Raw genomic sequence first — 20,547 nt, forward strand, 5'->3', positions numbered from 1 at the left:
TCCTCCAGATTGGTTGTGCGGCCGCATTGGTCAGGAGCCAGGCGCGGGTGACCAAACCCACCGTGAAAGGTGGCCTGGCGCCTGCCAATGCGGTCGTATGTGAAGGGAAGGGGGGTGGATCTAGGTAGTGTGTCGTTGACGCTATGTGTCGGGGCCGGCGGTGGGGTCTTAGCCCGAGCCGCCGGCAAATAGAATTGCTACTCGACGATGCAGATCCACCGATGGTTTTGCCGATATGGCGCTCTGGTAAATGCAACGTCTGTTACGAGTTTCATGCCGCGCTCTTGGAGAGCTTTGGTCAGTTGAGCGAGTGTCTCTGCCTGGATAGTCATTGCTGTTACCTCGTCAGATTTACTGCGTTCATAATTCCTGACCAAGCAGGCAATTAGCTGATTCAATTTTTTTGACTGCTTTGAAGATGCATCGGGGTGTGATCTGGTATTGAGCGCCCCGTTTCCGCGTTTCGGCGCATCCATCTAAGCGCTTGGGTTTCAGCGGCCACGTCTCACAGATCACACCCCAATGCAGCCTGCGATGGGGAGCAGGGCATCGGGCAGTTAACGACAGGCTGTCGGTAGGTCAGCGGTGGGTCAGCGAGAGGCTGCTGATGATGCAGATTGAGCCATCCTCGGCTGGCGTGGCCTCGGTGTAGTCGATCTGGTTGTAGACTCCGCCGTGGAACTCGAAGAGATGCGAGTCCCAGGTGTCGTCGAGCTGCAGGGCGCCTGACGAGCCCGACACCCCGTTACACTGCGCCGAAACGGTCACCAAGCCCTGGGTCGTGACGTCGATGGAAACGGTGAATTTCGCCCCGATCGGGACGCCTTTCAGCACAGTCGTGTTCACCGGCGTGGCCAGGTTATAGGTTGTGCGGAAGCCCATCGTGATGTTGCCCTTGTTCCAGAACACCTTAACCGGTGGGCCGTCATCGCCTCGCACATGCAACTGCGAGATCACGACCTTCTGGGCAGAGTTGACCTTGGTAAGGGCCATCTCCTGACGATTGCGGTGGTTTGCTGCACTGGCCAGGGACCAGTTTGTAGTCTCAGACCACTCGCAGCGGGTCCGATGGGTGCTTTTGCTCGAGGCGCCCTTGGTGGGAGCCGAAAATTGGATAGAACCGTCACTCAGAACCTTCAAGACGCTCGGGAGCTGGGCGATTGCTACAGCGCCGTTCACCTCAAGGGCGACTGGATTTGTCGAAGATACTGGTACGGGCGTGGTGATCGTTAGATTGCTGATGTTTACGGTCATGGGGTGTTCTCCTGACGATAAAATCATTGGCCTGGCACGATTGCCTTCCAACCGTGATGCGGGCGCCCGCATCCCTCTGGGCACTCTCGGAGTGCGCAGAGGGATGCGTAGCTGGGCGTATCGTCTGGGCTGAACTGACCCTGTAGCCAGGCCAGCCAGTGAAATCGTCATGCCACGAACAGCTCTTGCTGCTGCGGCGCTTGCTTGAGATAGGCAACCAGCCGCTCGGTAGGCCATTCCGTTACGCCGGTCCAGTCGGGGTGCATGACCTTGAACACGGTTGGGTGCAGCCATTGGCCCTGCTTTTTGTCCGGACTGATGCAGAACTTGAAGCCTTGGTCTTTCAGGTGCATGTCGTGTTCCTCCAGTGGATTCCAAAAGCACCCGGTCGCCCAGGTGCTTCAGTGAATCTCGTGGTGTTTCTCCGCACCCGCTTACCAGGTCATTCACTCAGTTCGGTCAACACCTCGTCCGCCGTCGCAGTGGGCTGCGCGTGGGCAGGCTTTCGGGCCTGTCGGATCGCCGGTCGCCGGTAGAGGCAAGTGCGGTTTTGTTCATCGGTTTACTGACCTCCCACCGATGGAGCCGGGAGTGACCTAACCGGCTGGGCCGGGTAGTCGGGCATGGCGCTGGCTGTTAAAGAGCGGTGAGGCTTGAGGGCCTCCCGAGTGGCTGGGTGGCTTGCCGTCTCGATGGGTTGAAATATAGGAGGTCCTATTTTAACGGTCAATAGGTGTTCCTATAAATTTCGCTCACCCACAAAACCACGCCTTAAGGTCATGCCAAGGTGTCGTGTGGGTGATGGCGTTTTGATAGAGTCATCCAACCACACAAGGAGTTTCTGGCGATGAAGAGGGCGGTTTTGACATTGGCTGTTGGGTTGGCGCTTGCCGGATGCGGGAATGCCGACAGGGAAATGGCTGAGCAGCTTCAAGGAGAAGTAAGCAAGCTGCAGTCCGAGGTAGTCGCCCTCAAGGCGGAACTGGATGCTGAAAAAAACGGGGCTCAAAGACTGCTGGCGCGAGCGAAGGACGCCAAGGCCGCAGGAGATAACGCGGCTGCGAAGTTAGGCCTGCAAGACCTGGTCGCACGTCATCCGGAGAAACCAGAGGCGGCTACGGCAAAAGCTCTGCTCGACGCCATCGCACGCGAAGAAAAGGCTGCGGAAAACGAAAGGTTGGCAGCAGAGGCAAAGAAAGCAGAGGAGACGAGGCTTGCCCTCGCCGAGCTGGATAAAAAACTGAAGAAAAATACCGATGAGATCAAAGGGATAACCTGGGTTTCCCACAAGTCAATCCCCACTACGAACACCCATCTTTCTCTGTACTTCGGACTGGAAGGCGAGAACTCTAGGGTTATGCCGTTGAGGCTGAAGCTCCAATACCATTCTGATAGCTGGCTATTCGTCCAAAGCGTAACGATCAAGGCTGACGATCAGACATTCCAGCTTGGCAGCCTCGACTTCGAGCGAGATAACGGTTATGGCGGAATCTGGGAGTGGTCGGACACTGTTGCCCAGAACAAGGCCATGCTGAGAAAAATTGCAGACGCCAAAAAGGTGACCATCAGGTTCGACGGTAAGCAGTACTACAATGACTTTACCCTTCCGGACGCTCAAAAACGCGCCATGAAAGATATGCTCTTGGCTTGGGAGCGCTACGGAGGGAAGGCTTAACGCCCACAAAAAAGCCCGCGCTAGGCGGGCTTCCGTTCGCAGCATCAGAGGCTGGAGTACTTGTCATCCACCTTGCGCTTCTCGAGCGTATATCGCTCCAAATCGATCTCTTTGGTCGACAGCCTGGTGTCGAGCAGATCCATATCGTGCCGCTTCAGGCTGGCCACATGCGCCCTGGTCGCCTGGTAGTTGATGGACTCCGCTGCATTGTAGCCGCTGACTGGATCCCAGAGGATCGAGACAGGCCAGAACAGTAGGTTCACCACGCCATACCCGTACGAACGACCGTAGAACGATCCGCCACCCGGCAGAAGGCCCAGCGCAGCAGCACCTCCTGGGCTCTTTTCCTGTACAGCCATGTTATTGGCCCGGTATTTGGCGAGCTCTGATTCTTGTGTTGAGTTGAGCCCTGTGGCGCAGCCGGTTGTCATTGCGATAACGGCAGCAGCCACCAGAGTACGAAGCGCGAACATCCATGACCCTTGTTGATTTTCTCGACTTTCCCGCACGCCGCGGGAGGAGGGGGATTTTATCGCAGATGATGGCATATTGACTCATCTGCTTAGGGGCTGGAGCCGTAGGCTGGGTACATGCGCGCGAAATCGCCAGGCATGAAAAAGCCCGCCGAGGCGGGCTACTGCGGTGGTTTAGCTATCGCGCCGTAGCCCTCAGGAAGCATCGGGCGAATCTCGCCTGCGCTCGCCTGAATTGAATCTTTCTTTTCAGCCGCCGCTCGATCGGCTGAAATAATCACTAGCTCTGCTCTTAAGTTATGCAGGGATAGCATGCCTTCAAATAATCCGAGCATCTTAATTAATACAAAGCAAAACAAGTAGGCAATGAAGAAGCAGCCAATGCTAGAATAGGACAACCCGTGCCATGTCTTGGTGTATGTTTCTAGTGGCGACTTTAGCGCAGAAAATATTATAATCGCTAACAGTGCTGCTATTGTCGCACTCAATAATCCAATCCAATAGTGCTGCTGGCGAGTTAGCGAGTCCACTATCTTTTTCGCTTCGGATGGATTTAATTTGTCTGTTTGGACAAAGTTGGCTGTGATTGGCATTACTTGCATTAGTGACGCGGCAAGGAATCCAAGAAACGCAATAAGTCCTTCCTTCATATCATACCAGAAGGATAGTGGTGTATATTGAGCGGCAGCAGCCCCTGCAAGCAAAGGCAGCATTAATGATGCTATTTTCCTTTTGGTTGACTGCCGCATTATCGGTCACTCCGGGATTTTCCCGTTAGCTACAAACGTAGAATATGCTTCAATTGTAGCACGCATTACGTCTGCTGGGTCTAAAAGCGATCCAATTATCTCGTTATTTCCATCCATCGCTTTTATGAGTTTTATGGATGCGTTGTGGTGCAGGCGAATTGATCCATCGCTTCCTACTTTGCCACCCTTGGCTTTAACTTGTAACTGGCTATCTGGAAGATTACGCAGGCCGGTTTCGAGCTGCGTCAGGGCTACACGATCAATTTTTCGTTTTTTAGTTTTGAAGCCAATGTGCACTTGCACGTCGAGCTCGGCATCTGGCGGTACCGACTGCATAAGAGACGTGACATTGGCATCTCCACCCAAAAGCTCGGCTAGGATTTTCCGCGCGGTCGCCCACCCAGTAGTTCTTCCTGTGTCGATCTGGCCATGCTGAGTTACCTCGCTGATTTTTTCAACGGTAGTTGGCTGTGGTGCGTCAGATTCAAATTTCAAAGGTGGCGGAGTGGCCACGCCGCCGATTACTATCTCTTGTATATCTGCAAGCTCGCCCCCGACATCATCTATATCGAATTTTGAGGAGAGTGTCACCGTATCGTTCAGGTCGAGAGTGTTGGATTTTGTTTTTAGAAGCCACGAAAGATATGCTTCCAGGTCAGCAGATTTAAGAGACATACTCTGAACTACAAAAGCATGGTCACCCTTAATCATCCAAAACATTTGCGAATGGACGTACTCTGATTGCTCGGGGGCTTTTAGCTGTTGCACTGGTACTGATTGCGCATTTTGGTCTGCAGTTTTAGCGAGAGCTTGCAGATGTCCTTTTGAGAAATGCAATATGTCGCCAAAAACAAACCCCAGGCTTTGTGCAGAGTCTTGATACAAATTTATGAAATAATTGTCTGTACCATCTTCACGCAGACGCTCAAGGTACCGATGTTTTAGCTGGATTCCACCATCGATTGGGTAATCCATCGCAGAGCGGACCATTTCTTCAAGTGTGAACCTTGAGCGATCCGGCCTAACGAATTTTCTATAGTGTATAGTTATCGTTTTTCTTCCGTTAGACATTGTAACTGTCCCTGTGTCTGCATCGGTTGTGAATGGTATACAGGCTTGTATCTTTGAGTTTGCGACATCCAATCGCTTTAGCAGCTTTATTTCAGAAATCTAATTGAAGTTAAAATCGCGGATCTCTGCCTGCTTCTTTTGTCCGCGTACAGCTAACTCCCTTGCCGCTCCATCCTTCCCGCCTTCACCTCATCCCCATACCCACCAACCGATCCTCCCCAGCCTGCATCACCTGGCAGATCCTGATTACTGCCTGGGCGTCAGCCTCGTTTCCTGCCTCGCTCAGGCGAACCGCTATTCGCATCAGCTCGACGGCTTACCATTTTAGGTCGGAGGCTAGGCCCGAAGGTCGCGGCGGAGGTCTTGGTTGGGCTGGGTTAGGGGCATGGCTAGAAACTCCGCCCGGTCCACCAGTAGATGATCTGAGCCAGAACGGTGATGTCCGTCTCGCGATCGCCCGGCACCTCGATTGGCGGGTACTGCCCGTTGTCAGAGATGATGGTCAGCCCGTCCAGGCCCCGCTGTATCCGTTTGATCTGCAGCTTCCCGCGCATGAGGAAGAAGTAGATGGCATCGTCTTCAACCGAGTTGACCCCAGCATCTACGAGCACCGCATCACCGCTGCGGATCGTCGGCGCCATGCTATCACCACGGCCTGAAATGAGCTTCAGGTTCTCCAGCTTGGTATAGGTCAGGTTCTGGCGTACCCAATTCGCATCCAGGCTCATGTGCTCAACAACCATGTTGATGTCGGGAGGCTCCGAGCCTGGACCCATGGATCCCTCGATGTCGTAGCGGGGTACATCCACCAGGCTTCGGTAGCTTTTGATCTTATGGGCCAGCGGGGCGGGCAGGCCTTCGATGTTGATTGTCTCGCTTGATGCGGGGCCCTGTGACGGATATCCAGCAGAACCAGTGTCATCGACTGTCATGCTGCCCTCGCCAGTTTCAAGCCATAGAGCGCTGACACCGCAGATGCGAGCGATGCTGGCGCTAAATGTAGACGATGCTGATTTACCCCTCTCCAAGTCGGATATGGATGTCTGGGTAATTCCCACGGCTTTTGATAGCTCGGCCTGGGTCAGCTTGGCGTGCTTGCGAGCGGCTTTGAGTCGTTGGCTGTAGTTCATTCGATTCTTATATAGGTGGTCCGATAACCTTGCAAACAGGTGTTCCTATGTGTAGATTTATAGGAAATCCTATAAGGAGGGTTTTCGATGAGCATTTACGATCGCCTTGTTGACCATTTCGGTGGCCAGGTTAAGACCGCTAAATCGTTAGGGGTAAAGCAGGGGACAGTTTCCGGTTGGGTGTCCGGTCGCCATGGCATGAGCGCTGTTACAGCTCTGCGAGCGCAAGCCGAGACTGAGGGTCTTTTCTCAGCCGTGGAGCTTTGTCCTGCGCTGGTCAGAGCAGAGATGGTGGCGTGACCATGTCCGAGAGCCAATTAAGCCTCAGCGAGGGTGACATCGCCCGAGAGATCGAGACCCTGATCTTGCAGCGGGTTGCACAGGTCAGCCAAAAGCGCATTGCCCTGGAAACGGGTTGCAGCGAGTCGACGGTTTCCCGCTGGAATGACGGTGAGTACCAGCGCTGGGCGAAAGTCCAGGCGATGCTGGGCCTTCGTGTTGTCCCACAGACTGCAGTAGTCGTGACTGCAGAGTACCTTTCCGCTTTGGAGACCATGGCCAGAATCGGTCTCAAGGCCGAGAAGAAGCGGCCGGGCCCACTGGGGTGGGACTGACATGCAATTCACCGTCACGATCAATCAGGCGAAGGCGCTCGACTGGGGTTTGAATGCCCAGCAGGCGTTGCTGTTCGCGTTCGTCTACGAGTGCCCAAGCTGGGCCACGTTGGTCAAGACGGACAATGGTGATTTCTACGCCTTGAGCAAGGCGAAGATCGTAGAGGAGCTGCCGCTGCTCACCGACAAGCCGGATACCGCTTACCGCCTGCTGAAGGCGATTGCAGGTGCCGGCCTGATCAACCTTTCCAGCACCAGCAACATCACTCTTGTTCAGTTGACCGAGAAGGGCAAGGAGTGGAACAAGAAGCTGGACGGGTCGGAAAAATATCCGACCATGAAAGAGAAGGTCGGAAAAAAATCCGATCCTGCACCTCGGAAAAATCTCCGAGCAAGGTCGGACAAATTTCCGAGCAAGGTCGGAAAAAAATCCGAGCCAGGGTCGGAAAAATCTCCGACAAATCAGGATACCAGTAATCAGGATACCAATCAGGGTACCAGTCACAGTGTGCAGGAGGCCCCGGCTGCGCCGTCGCAACCTGCCGCGCTGATGCTGGTTTCTTCGGCTGCACCGCGATGCGAAATCCCAGCCGACATGCCGGGGCCGAAAGACCCGACATGCAAAACCTTCAAGGCCTGGGCCAACTACGCCATGGCCTACCGCAATCGTCATGGGGCATGGCCGGTGTGGAACGCCAAGGCCGGTGGCCAGATCGGTCAGCTGGTCGACCGCCTGGGCGTCGAAGTTGCCCACCATGTCGCCGCCTACTTCGTCCGGATCAACGACAGCAAGCTGGTCAACCGCATGCACAGCCTTGGCGACCTGCTCCAGAACGCCGAGGCATACCACACCCAGTGGGTGACCAACCGCCAGATGACCGGCACTGCTGCCCGCCAGATTGAGCAAACCCAAGCCAACTACAGCGCTGCCGAGCAGGCCTTGGAAGCGCTGCGAGCCAAGAGGGCTGCAACCCATGCTGAGTGAAGACCAGCAAGACCAACTGCTGCTGTCCCTGTTCGCCACCGCTGAGCTGATGGGCCAGCAGCTCACCCAGGGCGCTGCGCTGCTGATGGTCGAGGACCTGCGTGAGTACAGCGAGGGCGTGCTGTCCGATGCCCTTCGCACTTGCCGCCGTGAAGGTGGGCGCCTGACCGTTTCCGCGATCCTCAAGCAAGCGCAGGCCGCTGATGGTCACCCTGGCAAGGACGAAGCCTGGGCCATCGCGCTCTCGGCCAGCGACGAAAGCGAGACGGTGGTGATGACTGCCGAGATCCGGCAGGCCATGACTGCGTCCGGTCCTGTGCTGGAGGCTGGCGACAAGGTCGGCGCCCGTATGGCCTTCATGAGTGCCTACGAGCGCTTGGTGATCGCCGCCCGGGCTGCGGCGCTATCAGCCAAGTGGGAAGTCTCTCTGGGCTATGACGCTTCCCGTCGCGTGATCGCCATCGAATCGGCGGTGCGCTCGAAGCTTATCAGCCAAGAGGTGGGAGCCAAGCATCTGGAGCACCTGCGAATTGCTCATCCCACTGAAGATGGTCGCGCCATCGCAGGCCTGATCACTGGCCGGGTGAAGGCCAAGGCCAGCCCCAAGGTGCGCGAAAAGCTCGCTGAGGTGCGCTGCATCATCGAGGCCGCCCAGGCCAAGAAGGACCAAGCGCGCGCGAAGGAAGTCCAGCGCCGCCGCGTCGATACCTACCTACGCAAGCGGCAGACACGCGCTGCCATTACTCAGTTGAACATCAAGCACGCCGTTCAGCCGGCCGGGGAGGAGGTGTGAAGAGTGAAATCTTGAGCAGGAAAACTGATCGACCTCTCACCCGCGATGACACTTTTCCGCAAGGTTTCCGCGGGCTTGAGGCCGTTGCGCGAGATTTTATAAATCCGAAAAGTATTGATCAAGGGGGCGGTATGGCTGAGTTAACCATTCGCTTGCAAGGAGGCCGCGCATGACTATCGACAAGCAAAAGCTCCAGCCGTTGTTGTGGTCGGTGGTCGTCTCCTGGCGAGCTGGCAGCGATGCCCTCGAGCGCCACACGGACGCCCTGGACGAGTTCCTCGACCAGACGACAGTGGAGGAGGTGGCGTTGGGGCTGCTGGATGAGATCAGCCAGCTCACCGCCAGGGTGCGTGCCGCGGAGAAGCAGCTGCAGGAGGTGGCCAATGCCTGAGTTCGCAATTCGCAGCACCCATGACCTCAGCCGCCTATACGGCGCCCTGCACGCCATCGACCTGACCAAGCCCAAGGTTGTGGTGATCAAGGACGAGAAGCGCCCGGACGTCTGCAACCGGAAGATGTGGGCCATGCTCCGTGACGTCTCCCAGCAGGTGGAGTGGTACGGCCGCAAGCTCACTGACGAGGACTGGAAGCACATCTTCAGCGCGGCGGTGCAAAAGCAAGACGCAGTGCCGGGGATCGACGGCGGCTTCGTCGTTCTGGGCGTCTCGACCCGCAAGCAGTCGCAGAAGTGGTTCAGCGACCTGTTCGAAGTGATGCACGCCTTCGGCGCCGAGCACGGTGTGCGCTGGACTGAGCCTGATCGGTGGGGAGGGCAGTACTGATGAGCCATCAATTCAAGCCGGGCGAGCTGGCGCTGATCGTCGGCACCCTCTCGGCATACGAGACGCTGGGTAGAACGGTGGAGCTGATTGAATACCTTGGGGATGACCGAGTGATTTTCCTTGAGTCTGGCGGCTGGGTAGACAACGTCGAGGAGAACCGTATCTGGCTCGTTCGGCTGACTGATGGCCAGTACACCGACAAGCGCGGCGTGACGACCTCCGAAGGGCCATGCAGAGAGCAGTTCCTCATGCCCCTGCGCGGCGACTTCTCTCCCGAGCAGCAGAAAGCCAAGGAGGCCGAGCCATGCGCGTAGCCGAGATCAAACCGAAGAAGTGCCGCGCGCCGGGCTGCGGCAAGCCTTTCCACCCGACGATGACCACGCAGAAGGTGTGCAGCATGGCCTGTGCTCGAGCCACGGCCAAAGACCCGAAGCTGCAGAAGGTCGCCGCCAAGGCCATCACCAAGCAGGCCCGCCAAGACCTGCAGGAGCGCCGGGAGAAGCTCAAGACGCGCCGAGAGCACATTGCCGAAACCCAAGCCGCGTTCAACGCCTACATCCGCGAGCGCGACGCCGGCCTGCCGTGCATCAGTTGCGACTCGCTGCCGAGCGACCACGACCTCATCACTGGCAGCCGCTGGGACGCCGGCCATTACCGGTCGGTGGGAGCCTGCCCGGAACTCCGGTTCGAGCCGCTGAACGTCCACCGGCAGTGCGTGAAGTGCAACCGCAACTTGTCGGGTAACGCGGTCGAGTACCGCATCCGGCTGGTGAAGCGCATCGGTGTAGACCAGGTCGAGTGGCTGGAAGGCCCTCATAAGGCCCTGCGCCTGACCATCGAAGACCTGCAGGCCATCAAGGCGCTGTACAGGCAAAAACTCAAAGACCTTAGGAGGGCAGCAGCATGATCTACTCGAGCGTATCCGGAGCAGTGGTTGCCGCCCTGGCGGCAGGCGAGAAGGGCGCGGCGAAGGGCCAGGCCTGGCAGAAGCTGTACAACCCGAACGAGGAGGAGGGTGGCTGCCTCGCTTCGCTGTCGTCCGGCGGTGGCGATCTGGACCGAACACAGGTCGACTACTGGCTGGCGGCGCGCATCCACCATCAGCTAATTCCGCGCCATTGGGATGCACTGGTGGCGAAGTACAGCACCAGCAAGGCGAAGAAGGTGCAGGCGATCGCCGCTGTGAAGCCGCTTATCGCGAGCCCGGCCAAGCCGCTGTTTGTGTTCAAGGCGGTCACTGCCTGGGCCATACCGAAGCTTCCAGGTGCTGGCCGTAAGGGCACCAAGTCGGTTTCGGTAGACATATCTCTGGATCTGCCTGAGTGGCGCCGCGAGGCCCTTATTCGTGCCGCAGTGGCTGTGGGAGCGTCGGAGCGAAAGCGCGTCGAAGCGCTAGAGGAAGATGTTCTGATCCTCCCTGACAGCTTCTACGACATGAACACCTGGGACCTCGATGCAGCCCCAGAGTCGACCAGGCGCCGGTGGCGGGCCGACATCCACGAAAAACTCAACGGGATGGTCGATGAGGCGATGACTCAGGTTCAGCAGATCCTGGAGGCTGAAGGCCTGCTTCTGAGTCATGCCGCGTAATCGCCTATTGACATCAGTGAGCGACTGAGCGAAATTATCCCCATCCTGTCATTCCTGCGCGTATTGAGGAGTGGCTATCAAAGCCCGGCGGTCCAGTCGGGCTTTTTGCTGCGAGGCAAAGGATATGCGAACGCCGCTCCTGCTTCTTGCCATTTTCTCCTCCTTCGTCAATGCCGACTTCATGCAGCCTTCGCATGATTGCAGCGAGCCGATCATCCCCTACGAATTCGAAGATGCGTACGAGCGAGAGCAATTCCTGAGCGATGTCGAGGAGTACAAGTCCTGCATGCTGGAATTTGTTGAGGAGCAGCGGGACGCCGTCCGCAAGCATAATTCGGCGGCCGACGAGGCCATCGATGAGTGGAACGCGTTCATCAAATCGGTCTGATCGCAGGCCGCACTGAAAGCCCGGCCAAGCGCCGGGTTTTTGGTGGTGCGGTATCCGTTAGAGACTAATTCAGGCAACATCCCGTCTTCGTGATAACGGAGGTTGGCGCATGCTTGATTTATGGACGAATAGACTTCATATCGATGATCTGAGCGAGAAGTGGCAGAAAACCGCCAGAAATCTTTGCCCTGAATCGTCATGGTTTTGGGTTGTATTCCATAACGGTCGAATTTATGGCGTTTACTTGTCGGCAATTGATGCAGCAAACGCTATTACTGAGCTCGAATTACTGCATGTTGCGGAGGCCGAGCCGGAGCCTGAATCTAAGGTCAGGGCTTTGCTAAGGAAAAAGCAGGAAGATTCTTAATCGAAAGACAGCGACTCGCCGATCCCTCGTCTGTCGTGCGGCGTGAAGGATTTATAGCCCAGCCATCATTGCGCTGGGCTTTTTCGTTTCTGCGGGTAAGCGTACGTTTCGTCGCCAGCCTTCCATGCTGAGTAAAGAAGGGTTCGATTCCCTCTACCCGCTCCAATTCGCTGTGTGCTGATCCTCGCACTTACCCGCGCCCTAATGAGGGTCTCAAGCAAGTTTTTTTATTCCAAGGACACCCCTATGGCTGAACCAACAAGCACAGCCGCCAGCGTAGTGCTGGGCAAGTATGGGGTGGTGATGGCTGCCTTCATCGGCTCGATCCTATCGCTCGGTTTCCTCAAGGACCTGACTCGGTTCCAGGCTGCTACCGCGGTCGCTACCGGATTCGGCTTCTCGGTCTACCTGACGCAGCCTGTCACCGCCTGGCTTGCCCCCAAGCTCGAGCTCGCTGTCACTGATGACCTGTTGTGCGGCGTAGCCTTCGTACTGGGCCTCACAGCGATGAACATCATCCCGGCAATCAAGGCTGCCATGGGGTCGTTCGTCACGGCGCGAGGTGCCTGATATGAACAGCATCCTGGTTTCAGCGCTTACCGCGCTGGACGTGTTCCTGTGCGTTCTGGTGGTGGTCGCTGCATGTGACTACCTGCGCAAGGTGCGCCCGGTTGATCAGCCACTGTTGAGCGTTGCGTTCTACCTTGTCGCCATTGGCGGGTTCGGGGCATTCGTCACCGCACTGCAAGGTCACTGGGTAAACCCATTCGGCGTGATGCTGCACGCTGGGGTTGTTGCCTATGCCTGGGCGCGCCGTGGTCACGTCTTCGGCTGATCCGCGCCACAAATTTGAGATGCGCCGTTTCGTGGCGCGAGCCTGAGGACATGCAGATGGGCCAATTTCCCGACATGACCGGAGCGTTCATCATGTTCGGCCTGATGTGCGCTATAGCCGGCTGGGCTTTGATCGAGGGCCTGATCTGGGTCTTCTCGCACATTCGCGTGGTGCTGGCATGAGCAACGTAACTCGACTCCGCCACGTCCTGCCGCTACCGGCGGATGTGGTAGCTGCAACCAATGACCTGGATGCAGCAGTGGCCAAGGCTATCGATGATGCCAAGCGCGCTGGCCTCCCTCAGGGCCTGGTCGCCGCCATTCTGCACGCGCACGCCCATGCCGAGACCCACAAGATGGTGTCATCGTGAAGGTCGTCGAGTTCCAGCGAGAGGGGGGGCGACACGGTCAAGGCGCTAAGCAAGATCGCCGACGACCTAGAGCAGGGCAACATCGGCCCGTGCGCAATCGGTGCCGTAGCCCAGCGCTTTTCTGGAGGGAAGGTCATGGCTTTCGGCATCGGTCCGGCTGCTGATGATCTTCAGGCCCTAGCGCTTTTTAGGCTGGCGGAGCAGAAAATGATTGATGTGTTGCTGGAGAAGGAATGACTTAAGGATTCGCCATCCAAGACGCGGCCGCGGAGTAACTCATGCTCGCGCCGACGGCAAGGGCCTTCCCGGCGAGAGATTTGACTGTATCCAGTACGCCGTTTTTCGCGGCGTCCTGTAACAGAGAGCCGAAATTCTTTCCAGTTACGCTGTCCGGTAGAGCCTTTAGAACTTCAAGCCCCTTCGCTGTGAGGACGCAGTCCTCAAAAATCGACAGTTCCCTCCGCACTGTTGTTGTGTGGGTCAGGTACCCAGTTCGTGTCAGCCAGTCAATGGTGTGACCGAAGAACTCGATAGCGCCGAAAGCTTGTTCGTTCTGAACATCCTGATCCTGTCCTTCAGGCGCTATTTGCGCCAGGAAATGATATGGGTCGAGGAGCACCGGTTCAGGGAATGATTCATAGAGCTGAGCAAAAACGGCCCCTGTTAGTAGGTCAAAGCGCTCCATATTCGAAGCCATGAGAATCTCCTTCAAAAAATCGTATTCATACAGCGTTGGTATTTGAATGACAACAAAGCAGCCCGACTGGGAGGCGATCGAACGAGCCTTCCGAGCCGGGTTTCTAATTGACTAAGCCTTAACCATTTGCCAGAGGACTACCCCTCCAAGGGCGAGTATCAGTGCTGACTTCCAGGTGAAGAGCTTTTTTAGCCATGGCCAAGCCGCGACCATGCTGAGGATCAAGACCAAGGCAATTTCTGTTTTTTGCATGTCGTAACTCCACTTACTGTGTGAGCCTCCTATCCTCCGCGGTTAACTCTTCCGTGAGGGCCGTATTCGCCCCGCTTTGCGGTCTGAAATTGATTCGTGCGCGTTTTGAATGTCAGGTGACCGATGGAAAGACCTATTCCTCCTCAATCACTGCTTGGGCTTTCAGAGCTCTCTGATTTCGGAATACGTCTGGTGCCAGCTCCTGAAGTGTGGGATTGGGTCAGCCGCCAGATCCTGGCTAACACTGGCAGTATCCACAACGAAGACCACTCTCACCTGATCGACGCCAACATTGGAGTGCTTTGGGCATCCTCTGGATTCGCCAAGCAGGGAAGGGTGGTGCTAGGCCAGGCCGAGCAGCTGATGTTCCGCGCAGGTGGATGGCAGAAGGCCCGGCAAGAGCAACAGATGCGGGATTGGTTCGGCGAGGAGCCGGCCTACCTGATCACCTTGGCAGCCGACTACTGCGCCCAGTGCACCGACGCCGAGTTCTGCGCCCTGGTCGAACACGAGCTCTACCACATCGCCCAGGCGACCGATGAGTACGGCGCGCCCAAGTTCACCCAGGATGGCCTGCCCAAGCTTGAAATGCGCGGCCACGACGTCGAAGAGTTCGTTGGAGTGGTGAAGCGCTACGGTGCAAGCGAAGACGTACAGCAGCTTATCGACGCTGCAAGCCGGCCGCCTGAGGTGGCCAAGATCAACATTGCGAGGGCCTGCGGAACCTGTCTGCTCAAGTCGGCCTGATGTGAGACAGGCATGAGACGGAATCTAACCTATGGCAGCCCTGAAAAGCGATGTGAAAGCCTTCATCGTTCAGGCTTTGGCGTGCTTTGACACGCCCACCCAGGTCTCACAAGCCGTTAAGCAAGAATTCAACATCGATGTGACCCGCCAGCAGGTGGAGCAGCACGACCCAACCAAGCGAGCTGGCGCCAACCTGGCAGCCAAGTGGCGGACCCTGTTCGAGGACACCCGCAAGCGTTTCCGCGAGGAGACGGCAGAGATACCGATCGCCAACAGGGCGTTCCGGCTCCGGGGTCTTGGCCGAATGGCTGAGAAGGCTGAGAACATGCGCAACCTGGCCCTAACCGCTCAATTGTACGAGCAGGCGGCCAAGGAATGCGGCGACATGTACGTCAACCGCAAGATTGAACTAGACAAGCCCCTGGGCTCCCAGGCGGACCAGCAGCACGCCGTTGCTGAGTACAAGCTGGAGCCAGACGAAGGTGTCCCGACTACCCCGTACCTATGACCCACCGGTGAAGCTGACGCCAAAGCAGGCGAACATCTATGTCTGGGGCTTTCAGCCTGAGGCGCGCTTCCGCGATGCGGTCTGCGGTCGGCGGTTCGGCAAGACGTTCCTCGGCAAAGCTGAAATGCGCCGCGCGGCCCGCCTGGCTGCAGAGTGGGGTGTGAGCGTCGAGGACGAGATCTGGTATGGCGCGCCGACGTTCAAGCAGGCCAAGCGGGTCTTTTGGCGCCGGCTGAAGCAGGCGATACCCGAGACCTGGCGCGCAGCCCGGCCGAACGAGACCGAGTGCTCGATCACACTAAAGTCCGGCCACGTCATGCGCGTGGTCGGTCTCGACAACTACGACAACCTGCGGGGTTCAGGCCTGTTCTTCGTCCTGGTGGATGAATGGGCGGACTGCCCTTGGGCGGCCTGGGAAGAAGTGCTCAGGCCAATGCTTTCCACCTGCCAGTACACGATCCCCCAGACAGGGGAGTCGAGGAAGGGCGGACATGCGCTGCGGATCGGCACTCCTAAGGGCTTCAATCACTGCTACGACACCTATCGCGATGGGCAGCCAGGCGGTGAGCCTGACCACAAGAGCTGGCAGTACACCTCGCTGCAGGGCGGTAACGTCCCGGCTGAAGAGTTGGATGCCGCTCGCCGCAAGATGGACCCCCGTACGTTCCGCCAGGAGTACGAGGCCGGTTTCGAAAACTATGCCGGGGTCGTCTACTACACCTTCGACCGGGCTGAGTGCAGCACCAGCGAGCGAATCAAGCCAGGCGAGGCCATACACATTGGCATGGACTTCAACGTAATGAAGATGGCCGCGGTTGTGTACGTGGTCCGTGACGGGTTGCCACTGGCGCTCGACGAGTTCCACTCGGTGCGCGATACGCCGGAGATGATCGAGAAGATCAAGGTGCGGTTCTCGGGTCATAGCGTTTCCGTTTACCCGGACGCCAGCGGCCAGAACACCAGCAGCAAGAACGCCAGCGAATCCGACCTGTCCCTGCTCAAGAAGGCCGGCTTCACCGTGGTGGTCGATTCGCAGAACCCCGGTGTGAAGGATCGCATCAACGCGGTGAACTCGATGTTCCTCAACACATACGGGGAGCGGCGCCTGAAGGTCAACATCGACCAGTGCCCGCAGCTGACCCAGTGCCTGGAGCGACAAACCTACACCGACAAGGGTGAGCCGGACAAAGATCCGAAGAAGGGTCACGACCACATGAACGACGCCGCGGGCTATTTCATCGCCAAGCGGTTCCCGATCAAAACTCAGTCCGCCGGCACCCGCCGCATCGGAGGTTTGGCGTAATGCCTGTTCAATCCACCAACCCAGACTACGACGCTCACATCGAAGAGTGGCGGATGATGGACGACGCCCTGGAGGGCGAGGGCGCCATCAAACGCAGCCCGCGGAACCTGCCCAAGCCCAGCGGCATGGTCGAGGCCGAGAAGCTGGACGGCGCCGGCAACGCCTACCTGTATCAGAACTACACCGCCCGGGCTCAATACGAACACTGGGTGCGGGATTCGCTACGTTCGATGATGGGGTTGGTCTCTCGACTGATCCCGGAGGTGAAGCTGCCCGCGGGCCTCAAGGGGCTGGAGGGCAACGCCACGGCTGACGGCTTCGGCCTGACCCAACTGTTCCTGAGGATAGTGCGCCAGGCCATTTCCCATGGCCGGGTGCCGCTGGTGGTCAACATTGACGACGCGGGCCAGCCGTACTTCGCCACCTATGCAGTGCGCAACGCCATCAACTGGGACACCGCCGACCAAGGTGGTCGTCAGGACCTTGTACTATCGGTGTTCCGCGAGTTCAGGCGGAAGGAGCAGGATCGCTATAGCCACGAGTGCGAGACGGTCTACCGCGAGTTCTACATGGACGGCTCGGTCTGCCGCACTGGCGTGCGTAATGAGGCTGGTGAGCTGATCGAAGACGACCGCCCCCTGGGTACCGTCGACGGCAGCAACAACCTGGTGCGCGGCCTGGACTACATCCCGGTCATCTACTGTGGCTCCACCGACAACTCGCCAGATGTGGACGAAGTCCCGCTGCTGACAATGGCTCGGGCTGCGCTGAAGTCGTACCAGCTCAGCGCCGACTACTTCACGGCGCTGCACCAGACCAGCCACCCGCAACCGTGGGTGTCCGGCCTGGACGAGAGCGTGGAACTTAGCGTGACAGGGCCGTCTGCGGCATGGGATCTCGGCCCTAACGGCCAGTGCGGTTATCTGGAGTTCCAGGGCGCCGGCATTGAAGCCGTCCGGACGGCGATGGAAGACCAGAAGAATGCGGCCCTTGAGGCTGGCGCCAAGGTCATGGACGTGTCCGGTACCGAGTCGGGCGAGGCCCGCAAGACCAGGCAGAACGACCAGCACGCCACGCTGCACAGCATCGTCATCACCGCGGCGGAGGCCATCGAGCAGGCCCTGCGGTATGCCGCAGAGTGGACCGGATTCAACCCGGACGAGGTCGTCTTTACGGTCAAACCTGAGTTCGTGATTCCCGAGGTCAACGCCCAGGTGCTGGCCGAGCTGCAGAAGAGCGTCATGGCCGGCACCATCAGTGCAGAGACCTACTGGCAATACCTCACCACCGGGAAGCTTCCCGAGCGCCCCTACGACGAAGAGGCCGAGCTGATCGGCGACGAGCACGGCGCGGGCGGCGTCAACCTGGACAAAGACGATGGCGACGAAACCGGAGCAAACGGCGGACGAGAAGCTGCTGGAGCAGGTAAGCCGCCACTCGGTACTGCTTGAGCGGCTCAAGGCTGGTGAGGTCAAGAAGTTCGAAACCTACCTGCGCCGGGCAGACAGCCATGTCCGTGACCAACTCACCCGCAAGGAGCTGACCACCTACGGCCGGAGCCGGCTGGAGGAATTTCTGGGGCGGCTAGGTGGCAAGCTGCTGGAGATCTATAAGGCCTTCAGTGACCGGATGCAGTCCGACTTGGTGGACATCGCGCAGTACGAGGCGGCGTTCGAAGGCCGCAGCCTGGCCAAGGCGCTGCTGATCGATGCAGTAATGCCGGTAGACTCGCTGCTCAGGGCAGCGATCAACACGCAGCCCCTGCAGGTTTCTGGCGTCGATGGCGGCAAGCTGCTCAAGCCGTTCCTGAGCGGCTGGACCCGCATCGAAGCGGACAGGGTAACCAACGCCATCCGGATGGGTGTCATGCAGGGCCAGACCAACGCCGAGATTACCCAGGCCATTCGCGGCACCACGGCGCAGAATTTTACAGACGGCGTGCTTGCGGTCACGAACCGAAGTGCTCGGGCAGTCGTCCAGACCGCAGTCCAGCATGTGGCCACCACCGCGCGCATGGAAACGCTCAGGGCGAATGCCGAGGTGGTACCTGGATATCGGATCGTCGCCACCCTGGACAGGAAGACCAGCGCGCAGTGCAGGAGCCTGGATGGCCGCGAGTACGAGATGGGCAAGGGGCCTGTGCCACCATTCCACATCCACTGCCGAACCACTATCACGCCGATCACCAGGCTGTCGGCGCTATTCGGGCAAGGCGCCACACGGGCGTCCGTTGGCGCGGATGGAAGCGCGCAGGTCTCGGCAAGCCTGAGCTACTACCAGTGGCTCAAGACGCAGCCATCGGCGTTCCAAGACGCTGCGCTGGGGCCGGCGCGTGGCAAGCTGTTCCGCGATGGCGGCCTGACTGCCGAGCGCTTCGCCGCTCTGCAGCTGGACAAGAACTTCAAGCCGCTGACGCTGGACCAGCTCAAGGAATTAGAACCGCTAGCGTTTGAGCGCTCAGGGTTGATATAACGCGGCCTTCTATAGGAGGCCGCATGAAATACTTTTTATGGTTGGGGGCGGTCTTCGCTTGCGTACTCTGCGCGCTGGCGGGCGTGACCATCGGAATCAACATGAACCCGACCTCCACGGTACGCTATGTGATCGCATGGGGTAGCGTGGGAGACTGGGTAGCAGGAGCCGGAGCATTCTCGGCCGTTGCAGTTGCGTTGTGGCAGACACACTCGCATCGAAAGGAAGATGTCGAAGACTTAGTGATCGAACAAATCCAGCAGGAAAGGCGGTGGGTTATTTCAGTGGTATCAAAAGGCAAGCGTCCAGCACGGGTTGTTGGTGTCGGGTTCTACTCGCCTAAGACCGACACAATTCTCCCCATTAAACGGTTCGTTTTCGAAGGGCAGAATGCCTCGTTGCCACAGTCCTTGAACTACGCGGAAAACCTTCAGTTCGTAACGGTTCCAGACATGTTCGAAACCATTGCAATTAACGCAGTGAGAAATTTTGATGACTTGGAAGATTTGGAAATCCAAGTCAAGACCACTCTCGGGTCATTCCACGCTGCCGTACTGGAGGAGACTAAGGCTGCGCTGCGGGAAGCTTTCCGTGAGACGCCTGCATCTACCTGATTTGAATACGCCAGATTCATCTCGTTATTTGTAGCCTCGGCACTTGTCGGGGCTTTTTTATGCCCGTCAGGCGGGCCAATCAATCCCAAGGGGATAGCCACATGCCTTTTGACTTCGACCCGGCCGCCCACGGCCTCACCCTCGACGAAACCCAAACCGCCGCACTGAAAGCAGCACTTGGCGGCGAGGTGCAGAAATTCCTGGACGGCGAGGTCTCGGGCCTCAAGTCCAAGAATGCCGAGCTGATCGGCTCCAACAAGACCATCAAGACCGAGCTCGATAAGCTGAAAGGCCAGTTCGATGGCTTAGACATCGACGCTGTCAAGGGCCTGCTGGCCAAGGTCGGCCAAGACGAAGAGACCAAGCTGATTGCTGAGGGCAAGCTGGACGAAGTTATCAGCCGCCGCACCGAGCGCCTGCGCACCGACCTGGACAAGCAGGTCAAGGCCGCCAACGAGCGTGCGGACAAGGCCGAGGCCTTCGCTGCCAAGTACAGCGACAAGGTGCTGGCCGACTCGATTCGCGCTGCTGCCATCAAGGCCGGAGCGCTGCCTGAGGCTGCCGAGGACATCATCCTCCGCGCCCGCGGTACCTTCAAATTGAGCGAGGACGGCGAGCCCGTTGCCACTGACCGTGCCGGCGAAGTCGTGTACGGGAAGGACGGCAAGACTCCGCTGTCCCCCCTCGAATGGGCGGAATCGCTGCGCGAGACCGCATCCCACCTGTGGCCAAGGGCTCAGGGTGCCGGACAGACCGGCGACAATGGTGGCAAGGCCACGAAGAAATGGGGCGAGTACACCGAGACCGAGCGTGCAGCGATGGCTCGTGACAACCCCGAAGCATTCAAAAAACTCCAAGCCACCCGAGGAACCTAACCC

The 20,547-nt window shown here is 58.2% G+C and carries 30 protein-coding genes, 1 tRNA gene and 1 pseudogene; 24 read left to right on the forward strand and 8 right to left on the reverse strand.

Annotated features, from left to right (window positions below; genetic code table 11):
* Positions 1–579: 579 nt before the first annotated feature.
* Positions 580–1,254 carry a polysaccharide lyase family 7 protein gene (locus tag ACNFHO_RS12575; protein WP_416766523.1) on the reverse strand — a complete coding sequence of 225 codons (675 nt, stop codon included), beginning with the start codon at positions 1,252–1,254 and terminating at the stop codon, positions 580–582.
* A gap of 167 nt (positions 1,255–1,421) precedes the next feature.
* On the reverse strand, positions 1,422–1,607 hold the full coding sequence (locus ACNFHO_RS12580; protein ID WP_416766525.1) for a hypothetical protein: 186 nt from the start codon (positions 1,605–1,607) through the stop codon (positions 1,422–1,424).
* 494 nt (positions 1,608–2,101) lie between these two features.
* On the opposite strand from ACNFHO_RS12580, the gene ACNFHO_RS12585 reads away from it, so the two are divergent.
* Positions 2,102–2,929 carry a hypothetical protein gene (locus ACNFHO_RS12585; protein ID WP_416766527.1) on the forward strand — a complete coding sequence of 276 codons (828 nt, stop codon included), beginning with the start codon at positions 2,102–2,104 and terminating at the stop codon, positions 2,927–2,929.
* Between the two features lie 44 nt (positions 2,930–2,973).
* Here the strand turns inward: ACNFHO_RS12585 and ACNFHO_RS12590 are convergent, their stop codons facing one another.
* From ACNFHO_RS12590 to ACNFHO_RS12610, 5 genes and pseudogenes are all read right to left on the reverse strand, one after another.
* On the reverse strand, positions 2,974–3,402 hold the full coding sequence (locus ACNFHO_RS12590; protein WP_125929521.1) for a hypothetical protein: 429 nt from the start codon (positions 3,400–3,402) through the stop codon (positions 2,974–2,976).
* Positions 3,403–3,563: 161 nt separating this feature from the next.
* Complete coding sequence (locus ACNFHO_RS12595) at positions 3,564–4,151, reverse strand: hypothetical protein (RefSeq protein ID WP_416766529.1); 588 nt, start codon at positions 4,149–4,151, stop codon at positions 3,564–3,566.
* 6 nt (positions 4,152–4,157) lie between these two features.
* Positions 4,158–5,126: a hypothetical protein gene (locus ACNFHO_RS12600; protein WP_416766531.1), complete on the reverse strand. Its 969-nt coding sequence runs from the start codon at positions 5,124–5,126 to the stop codon at positions 4,158–4,160.
* A 248-nt stretch (positions 5,127–5,374) separates the two neighbouring features.
* Positions 5,375–5,609 (reverse strand): annotated as a pseudogene (locus ACNFHO_RS12605) (hypothetical protein).
* Between the two features lie 2 nt (positions 5,610–5,611).
* On the reverse strand, positions 5,612–6,352 hold the full coding sequence (locus ACNFHO_RS12610) for a LexA family transcriptional regulator (RefSeq protein ID WP_416766533.1): 741 nt from the start codon (positions 6,350–6,352) through the stop codon (positions 5,612–5,614).
* Between the two features lie 87 nt (positions 6,353–6,439).
* On the opposite strand from ACNFHO_RS12610, the gene ACNFHO_RS12615 reads away from it, so the two are divergent.
* From ACNFHO_RS12615 to ACNFHO_RS12690, 16 genes are all read left to right on the forward strand, one after another.
* Positions 6,440–6,652 (forward strand): YdaS family helix-turn-helix protein, encoded by a 213-nt coding sequence (locus ACNFHO_RS12615; protein ID WP_201212899.1) that lies wholly within the window; start codon positions 6,440–6,442, stop codon positions 6,650–6,652.
* A gap of 2 nt (positions 6,653–6,654) precedes the next feature.
* A complete protein-coding gene (locus ACNFHO_RS12620; protein ID WP_140174336.1) occupies positions 6,655–6,966 on the forward strand; it encodes a transposase family protein in 312 nt (103 codons plus the stop codon).
* A 1-nt stretch (position 6,967) separates the two neighbouring features.
* Positions 6,968–7,951 (forward strand): phage replication protein, encoded by a 984-nt coding sequence (locus ACNFHO_RS12625; protein WP_416766536.1) that lies wholly within the window; start codon positions 6,968–6,970, stop codon positions 7,949–7,951.
* Positions 7,941–8,744, forward strand: a complete 804-nt coding sequence (locus ACNFHO_RS12630; protein WP_416766538.1) for a hypothetical protein — start codon at positions 7,941–7,943, stop codon at positions 8,742–8,744. The genes ACNFHO_RS12625 and ACNFHO_RS12630 overlap by 11 nt, the downstream gene beginning before the upstream one ends.
* Before the next feature lie 169 nt (positions 8,745–8,913).
* The gene (locus ACNFHO_RS12635) at positions 8,914–9,135 is read left to right on the forward strand and encodes a hypothetical protein (protein WP_416766540.1); all 222 of its coding nucleotides are present in this window, start codon (positions 8,914–8,916) and stop codon (positions 9,133–9,135) included.
* Entirely contained in the window at positions 9,128–9,526 is a 399-nt protein-coding gene (locus ACNFHO_RS12640; RefSeq protein ID WP_416766542.1) for a recombination protein NinB, read from the forward strand. Before ACNFHO_RS12635 ends, ACNFHO_RS12640 begins: the two co-directional genes overlap by 8 nt.
* Positions 9,526–9,840: a hypothetical protein gene (locus ACNFHO_RS12645; protein WP_416766544.1), complete on the forward strand. Its 315-nt coding sequence runs from the start codon at positions 9,526–9,528 to the stop codon at positions 9,838–9,840. The genes ACNFHO_RS12640 and ACNFHO_RS12645 overlap by 1 nt, the downstream gene beginning before the upstream one ends.
* Positions 9,831–10,433, forward strand: a complete 603-nt coding sequence (locus ACNFHO_RS12650; protein ID WP_416766546.1) for a recombination protein NinG — start codon at positions 9,831–9,833, stop codon at positions 10,431–10,433. Before ACNFHO_RS12645 ends, ACNFHO_RS12650 begins: the two co-directional genes overlap by 10 nt.
* Positions 10,430–11,116, forward strand: coding sequence for a hypothetical protein (locus ACNFHO_RS12655; protein ID WP_416766548.1), 687 nt, complete (start codon positions 10,430–10,432; stop codon positions 11,114–11,116). Before ACNFHO_RS12650 ends, ACNFHO_RS12655 begins: the two co-directional genes overlap by 4 nt.
* Before the next feature lie 124 nt (positions 11,117–11,240).
* Positions 11,241–11,504: a hypothetical protein gene (locus ACNFHO_RS12660; RefSeq protein ID WP_416766550.1), complete on the forward strand. Its 264-nt coding sequence runs from the start codon at positions 11,241–11,243 to the stop codon at positions 11,502–11,504.
* A gap of 109 nt (positions 11,505–11,613) precedes the next feature.
* Complete coding sequence (locus tag ACNFHO_RS12665) at positions 11,614–11,871, forward strand: hypothetical protein (RefSeq protein ID WP_416766552.1); 258 nt, start codon at positions 11,614–11,616, stop codon at positions 11,869–11,871.
* A gap of 91 nt (positions 11,872–11,962) precedes the next feature.
* Positions 11,963–12,036, forward strand: a tRNA-Ser gene (locus tag ACNFHO_RS12670).
* An 81-nt stretch (positions 12,037–12,117) separates the two neighbouring features.
* Entirely contained in the window at positions 12,118–12,441 is a 324-nt protein-coding gene (locus ACNFHO_RS12675; protein WP_100413161.1) for a peptidase M48, Ste24p, read from the forward strand.
* A gap of 1 nt (position 12,442) precedes the next feature.
* The gene (locus ACNFHO_RS12680; RefSeq protein ID WP_416766554.1) at positions 12,443–12,706 is read left to right on the forward strand and encodes a hypothetical protein; all 264 of its coding nucleotides are present in this window, start codon (positions 12,443–12,445) and stop codon (positions 12,704–12,706) included.
* A 56-nt stretch (positions 12,707–12,762) separates the two neighbouring features.
* On the forward strand, positions 12,763–12,888 hold the full coding sequence (locus ACNFHO_RS12685; RefSeq protein WP_416766556.1) for a hypothetical protein: 126 nt from the start codon (positions 12,763–12,765) through the stop codon (positions 12,886–12,888).
* Positions 12,885–13,076 (forward strand): hypothetical protein, encoded by a 192-nt coding sequence (locus ACNFHO_RS12690; RefSeq protein ID WP_416766557.1) that lies wholly within the window; start codon positions 12,885–12,887, stop codon positions 13,074–13,076. The genes ACNFHO_RS12685 and ACNFHO_RS12690 overlap by 4 nt, the downstream gene beginning before the upstream one ends.
* Before the next feature lie 238 nt (positions 13,077–13,314).
* Here ACNFHO_RS12690 and ACNFHO_RS12695 read toward each other — a convergent pair whose 3' ends face one another.
* Positions 13,315–13,773, reverse strand: coding sequence for a hypothetical protein (locus tag ACNFHO_RS12695; RefSeq protein WP_416766558.1), 459 nt, complete (start codon positions 13,771–13,773; stop codon positions 13,315–13,317).
* Positions 13,774–14,148: 375 nt separating this feature from the next.
* Here ACNFHO_RS12695 and ACNFHO_RS12700 point away from each other — a divergent pair, with 375 nt between their 5' ends.
* The 7 genes from ACNFHO_RS12700 to ACNFHO_RS12730 all read left to right on the forward strand — a co-directional run bounded on the left by ACNFHO_RS12700 (position 14,149) and on the right by ACNFHO_RS12730 (position 20,544).
* A complete protein-coding gene (locus tag ACNFHO_RS12700; RefSeq protein WP_416766559.1) occupies positions 14,149–14,772 on the forward strand; it encodes a putative metallopeptidase in 624 nt (207 codons plus the stop codon).
* Positions 14,773–14,803: 31 nt separating this feature from the next.
* Positions 14,804–15,280 (forward strand): DUF2280 domain-containing protein, encoded by a 477-nt coding sequence (locus tag ACNFHO_RS12705; protein WP_416766560.1) that lies wholly within the window; start codon positions 14,804–14,806, stop codon positions 15,278–15,280.
* A gap of 7 nt (positions 15,281–15,287) precedes the next feature.
* On the forward strand, positions 15,288–16,583 hold the full coding sequence (locus tag ACNFHO_RS12710) for a terminase (protein WP_416766561.1): 1,296 nt from the start codon (positions 15,288–15,290) through the stop codon (positions 16,581–16,583).
* Positions 16,583–18,034, forward strand: a complete 1,452-nt coding sequence (locus tag ACNFHO_RS12715) for a DUF4055 domain-containing protein (protein ID WP_416766562.1) — start codon at positions 16,583–16,585, stop codon at positions 18,032–18,034. Before ACNFHO_RS12710 ends, ACNFHO_RS12715 begins: the two co-directional genes overlap by 1 nt.
* Positions 17,961–19,055 carry a minor capsid protein gene (locus ACNFHO_RS12720; protein WP_416766563.1) on the forward strand — a complete coding sequence of 365 codons (1,095 nt, stop codon included), beginning with the start codon at positions 17,961–17,963 and terminating at the stop codon, positions 19,053–19,055. The genes ACNFHO_RS12715 and ACNFHO_RS12720 overlap by 74 nt, the downstream gene beginning before the upstream one ends.
* Positions 19,056–19,078: 23 nt before the next feature.
* Complete coding sequence (locus ACNFHO_RS12725; protein WP_416766564.1) at positions 19,079–19,669, forward strand: hypothetical protein; 591 nt, start codon at positions 19,079–19,081, stop codon at positions 19,667–19,669.
* A gap of 101 nt (positions 19,670–19,770) precedes the next feature.
* Positions 19,771–20,544, forward strand: coding sequence for a hypothetical protein (locus ACNFHO_RS12730; RefSeq protein ID WP_416766565.1), 774 nt, complete (start codon positions 19,771–19,773; stop codon positions 20,542–20,544).
* The last annotated feature ends 3 nt before the right edge of the window (positions 20,545–20,547 follow it).

This window comes from Pseudomonas sp. NY15374 (genome assembly GCF_048068255.1).
GTDB classification, from domain to species: Bacteria; Pseudomonadota; Gammaproteobacteria; order Pseudomonadales; family Pseudomonadaceae; genus Aquipseudomonas; species Aquipseudomonas machongensis.

What these genes read in the sequence shown, in the direction of transcription:
- ACNFHO_RS12575 (WP_416766523.1), bottom strand. Translation starts at nt 1,254, where the DNA reads ATGACCGTAAACATCAGCAATCTAACGATCACCACGCCCGTACCAGTA.
- ACNFHO_RS12580 (WP_416766525.1), bottom strand. Translation starts at nt 1,607, where the DNA reads ATGCACCTGAAAGACCAAGGCTTCAAGTTCTGCATCAGTCCGGACAAA.
- ACNFHO_RS12585 (WP_416766527.1), top strand. Translation starts at nt 2,102, where the DNA reads ATGAAGAGGGCGGTTTTGACATTGGCTGTTGGGTTGGCGCTTGCCGGA.
- ACNFHO_RS12590 (WP_125929521.1), bottom strand. Translation starts at nt 3,402, where the DNA reads ATGTTCGCGCTTCGTACTCTGGTGGCTGCTGCCGTTATCGCAATGACA.
- ACNFHO_RS12595 (WP_416766529.1), bottom strand. Translation starts at nt 4,151, where the DNA reads ATGCGGCAGTCAACCAAAAGGAAAATAGCATCATTAATGCTGCCTTTG.
- ACNFHO_RS12600 (WP_416766531.1), bottom strand. Translation starts at nt 5,126, where the DNA reads ATGGATTACCCAATCGATGGTGGAATCCAGCTAAAACATCGGTACCTT.
- ACNFHO_RS12610 (WP_416766533.1), bottom strand. Translation starts at nt 6,352, where the DNA reads ATGAACTACAGCCAACGACTCAAAGCCGCTCGCAAGCACGCCAAGCTG.
- ACNFHO_RS12615 (WP_201212899.1), top strand. Translation starts at nt 6,440, where the DNA reads ATGAGCATTTACGATCGCCTTGTTGACCATTTCGGTGGCCAGGTTAAG.
- ACNFHO_RS12620 (WP_140174336.1), top strand. Translation starts at nt 6,655, where the DNA reads ATGTCCGAGAGCCAATTAAGCCTCAGCGAGGGTGACATCGCCCGAGAG.
- ACNFHO_RS12625 (WP_416766536.1), top strand. Translation starts at nt 6,968, where the DNA reads ATGCAATTCACCGTCACGATCAATCAGGCGAAGGCGCTCGACTGGGGT.
- ACNFHO_RS12630 (WP_416766538.1), top strand. Translation starts at nt 7,941, where the DNA reads ATGCTGAGTGAAGACCAGCAAGACCAACTGCTGCTGTCCCTGTTCGCC.
- ACNFHO_RS12635 (WP_416766540.1), top strand. Translation starts at nt 8,914, where the DNA reads ATGACTATCGACAAGCAAAAGCTCCAGCCGTTGTTGTGGTCGGTGGTC.
- ACNFHO_RS12640 (WP_416766542.1), top strand. Translation starts at nt 9,128, where the DNA reads ATGCCTGAGTTCGCAATTCGCAGCACCCATGACCTCAGCCGCCTATAC.
- ACNFHO_RS12645 (WP_416766544.1), top strand. Translation starts at nt 9,526, where the DNA reads ATGAGCCATCAATTCAAGCCGGGCGAGCTGGCGCTGATCGTCGGCACC.
- ACNFHO_RS12650 (WP_416766546.1), top strand. Translation starts at nt 9,831, where the DNA reads ATGCGCGTAGCCGAGATCAAACCGAAGAAGTGCCGCGCGCCGGGCTGC.
- ACNFHO_RS12655 (WP_416766548.1), top strand. Translation starts at nt 10,430, where the DNA reads ATGATCTACTCGAGCGTATCCGGAGCAGTGGTTGCCGCCCTGGCGGCA.
- ACNFHO_RS12660 (WP_416766550.1), top strand. Translation starts at nt 11,241, where the DNA reads ATGCGAACGCCGCTCCTGCTTCTTGCCATTTTCTCCTCCTTCGTCAAT.
- ACNFHO_RS12665 (WP_416766552.1), top strand. Translation starts at nt 11,614, where the DNA reads ATGCTTGATTTATGGACGAATAGACTTCATATCGATGATCTGAGCGAG.
- ACNFHO_RS12675 (WP_100413161.1), top strand. Translation starts at nt 12,118, where the DNA reads ATGGCTGAACCAACAAGCACAGCCGCCAGCGTAGTGCTGGGCAAGTAT.
- ACNFHO_RS12680 (WP_416766554.1), top strand. Translation starts at nt 12,443, where the DNA reads ATGAACAGCATCCTGGTTTCAGCGCTTACCGCGCTGGACGTGTTCCTG.
- ACNFHO_RS12685 (WP_416766556.1), top strand. Translation starts at nt 12,763, where the DNA reads ATGGGCCAATTTCCCGACATGACCGGAGCGTTCATCATGTTCGGCCTG.
- ACNFHO_RS12690 (WP_416766557.1), top strand. Translation starts at nt 12,885, where the DNA reads ATGAGCAACGTAACTCGACTCCGCCACGTCCTGCCGCTACCGGCGGAT.
- ACNFHO_RS12695 (WP_416766558.1), bottom strand. Translation starts at nt 13,773, where the DNA reads ATGGCTTCGAATATGGAGCGCTTTGACCTACTAACAGGGGCCGTTTTT.
- ACNFHO_RS12700 (WP_416766559.1), top strand. Translation starts at nt 14,149, where the DNA reads ATGGAAAGACCTATTCCTCCTCAATCACTGCTTGGGCTTTCAGAGCTC.
- ACNFHO_RS12705 (WP_416766560.1), top strand. Translation starts at nt 14,804, where the DNA reads ATGGCAGCCCTGAAAAGCGATGTGAAAGCCTTCATCGTTCAGGCTTTG.
- ACNFHO_RS12715 (WP_416766562.1), top strand. Translation starts at nt 16,583, where the DNA reads ATGCCTGTTCAATCCACCAACCCAGACTACGACGCTCACATCGAAGAG.
- ACNFHO_RS12720 (WP_416766563.1), top strand. Translation starts at nt 17,961, where the DNA reads ATGGCGACGAAACCGGAGCAAACGGCGGACGAGAAGCTGCTGGAGCAG.
- ACNFHO_RS12725 (WP_416766564.1), top strand. Translation starts at nt 19,079, where the DNA reads ATGAAATACTTTTTATGGTTGGGGGCGGTCTTCGCTTGCGTACTCTGC.
- ACNFHO_RS12730 (WP_416766565.1), top strand. Translation starts at nt 19,771, where the DNA reads ATGCCTTTTGACTTCGACCCGGCCGCCCACGGCCTCACCCTCGACGAA.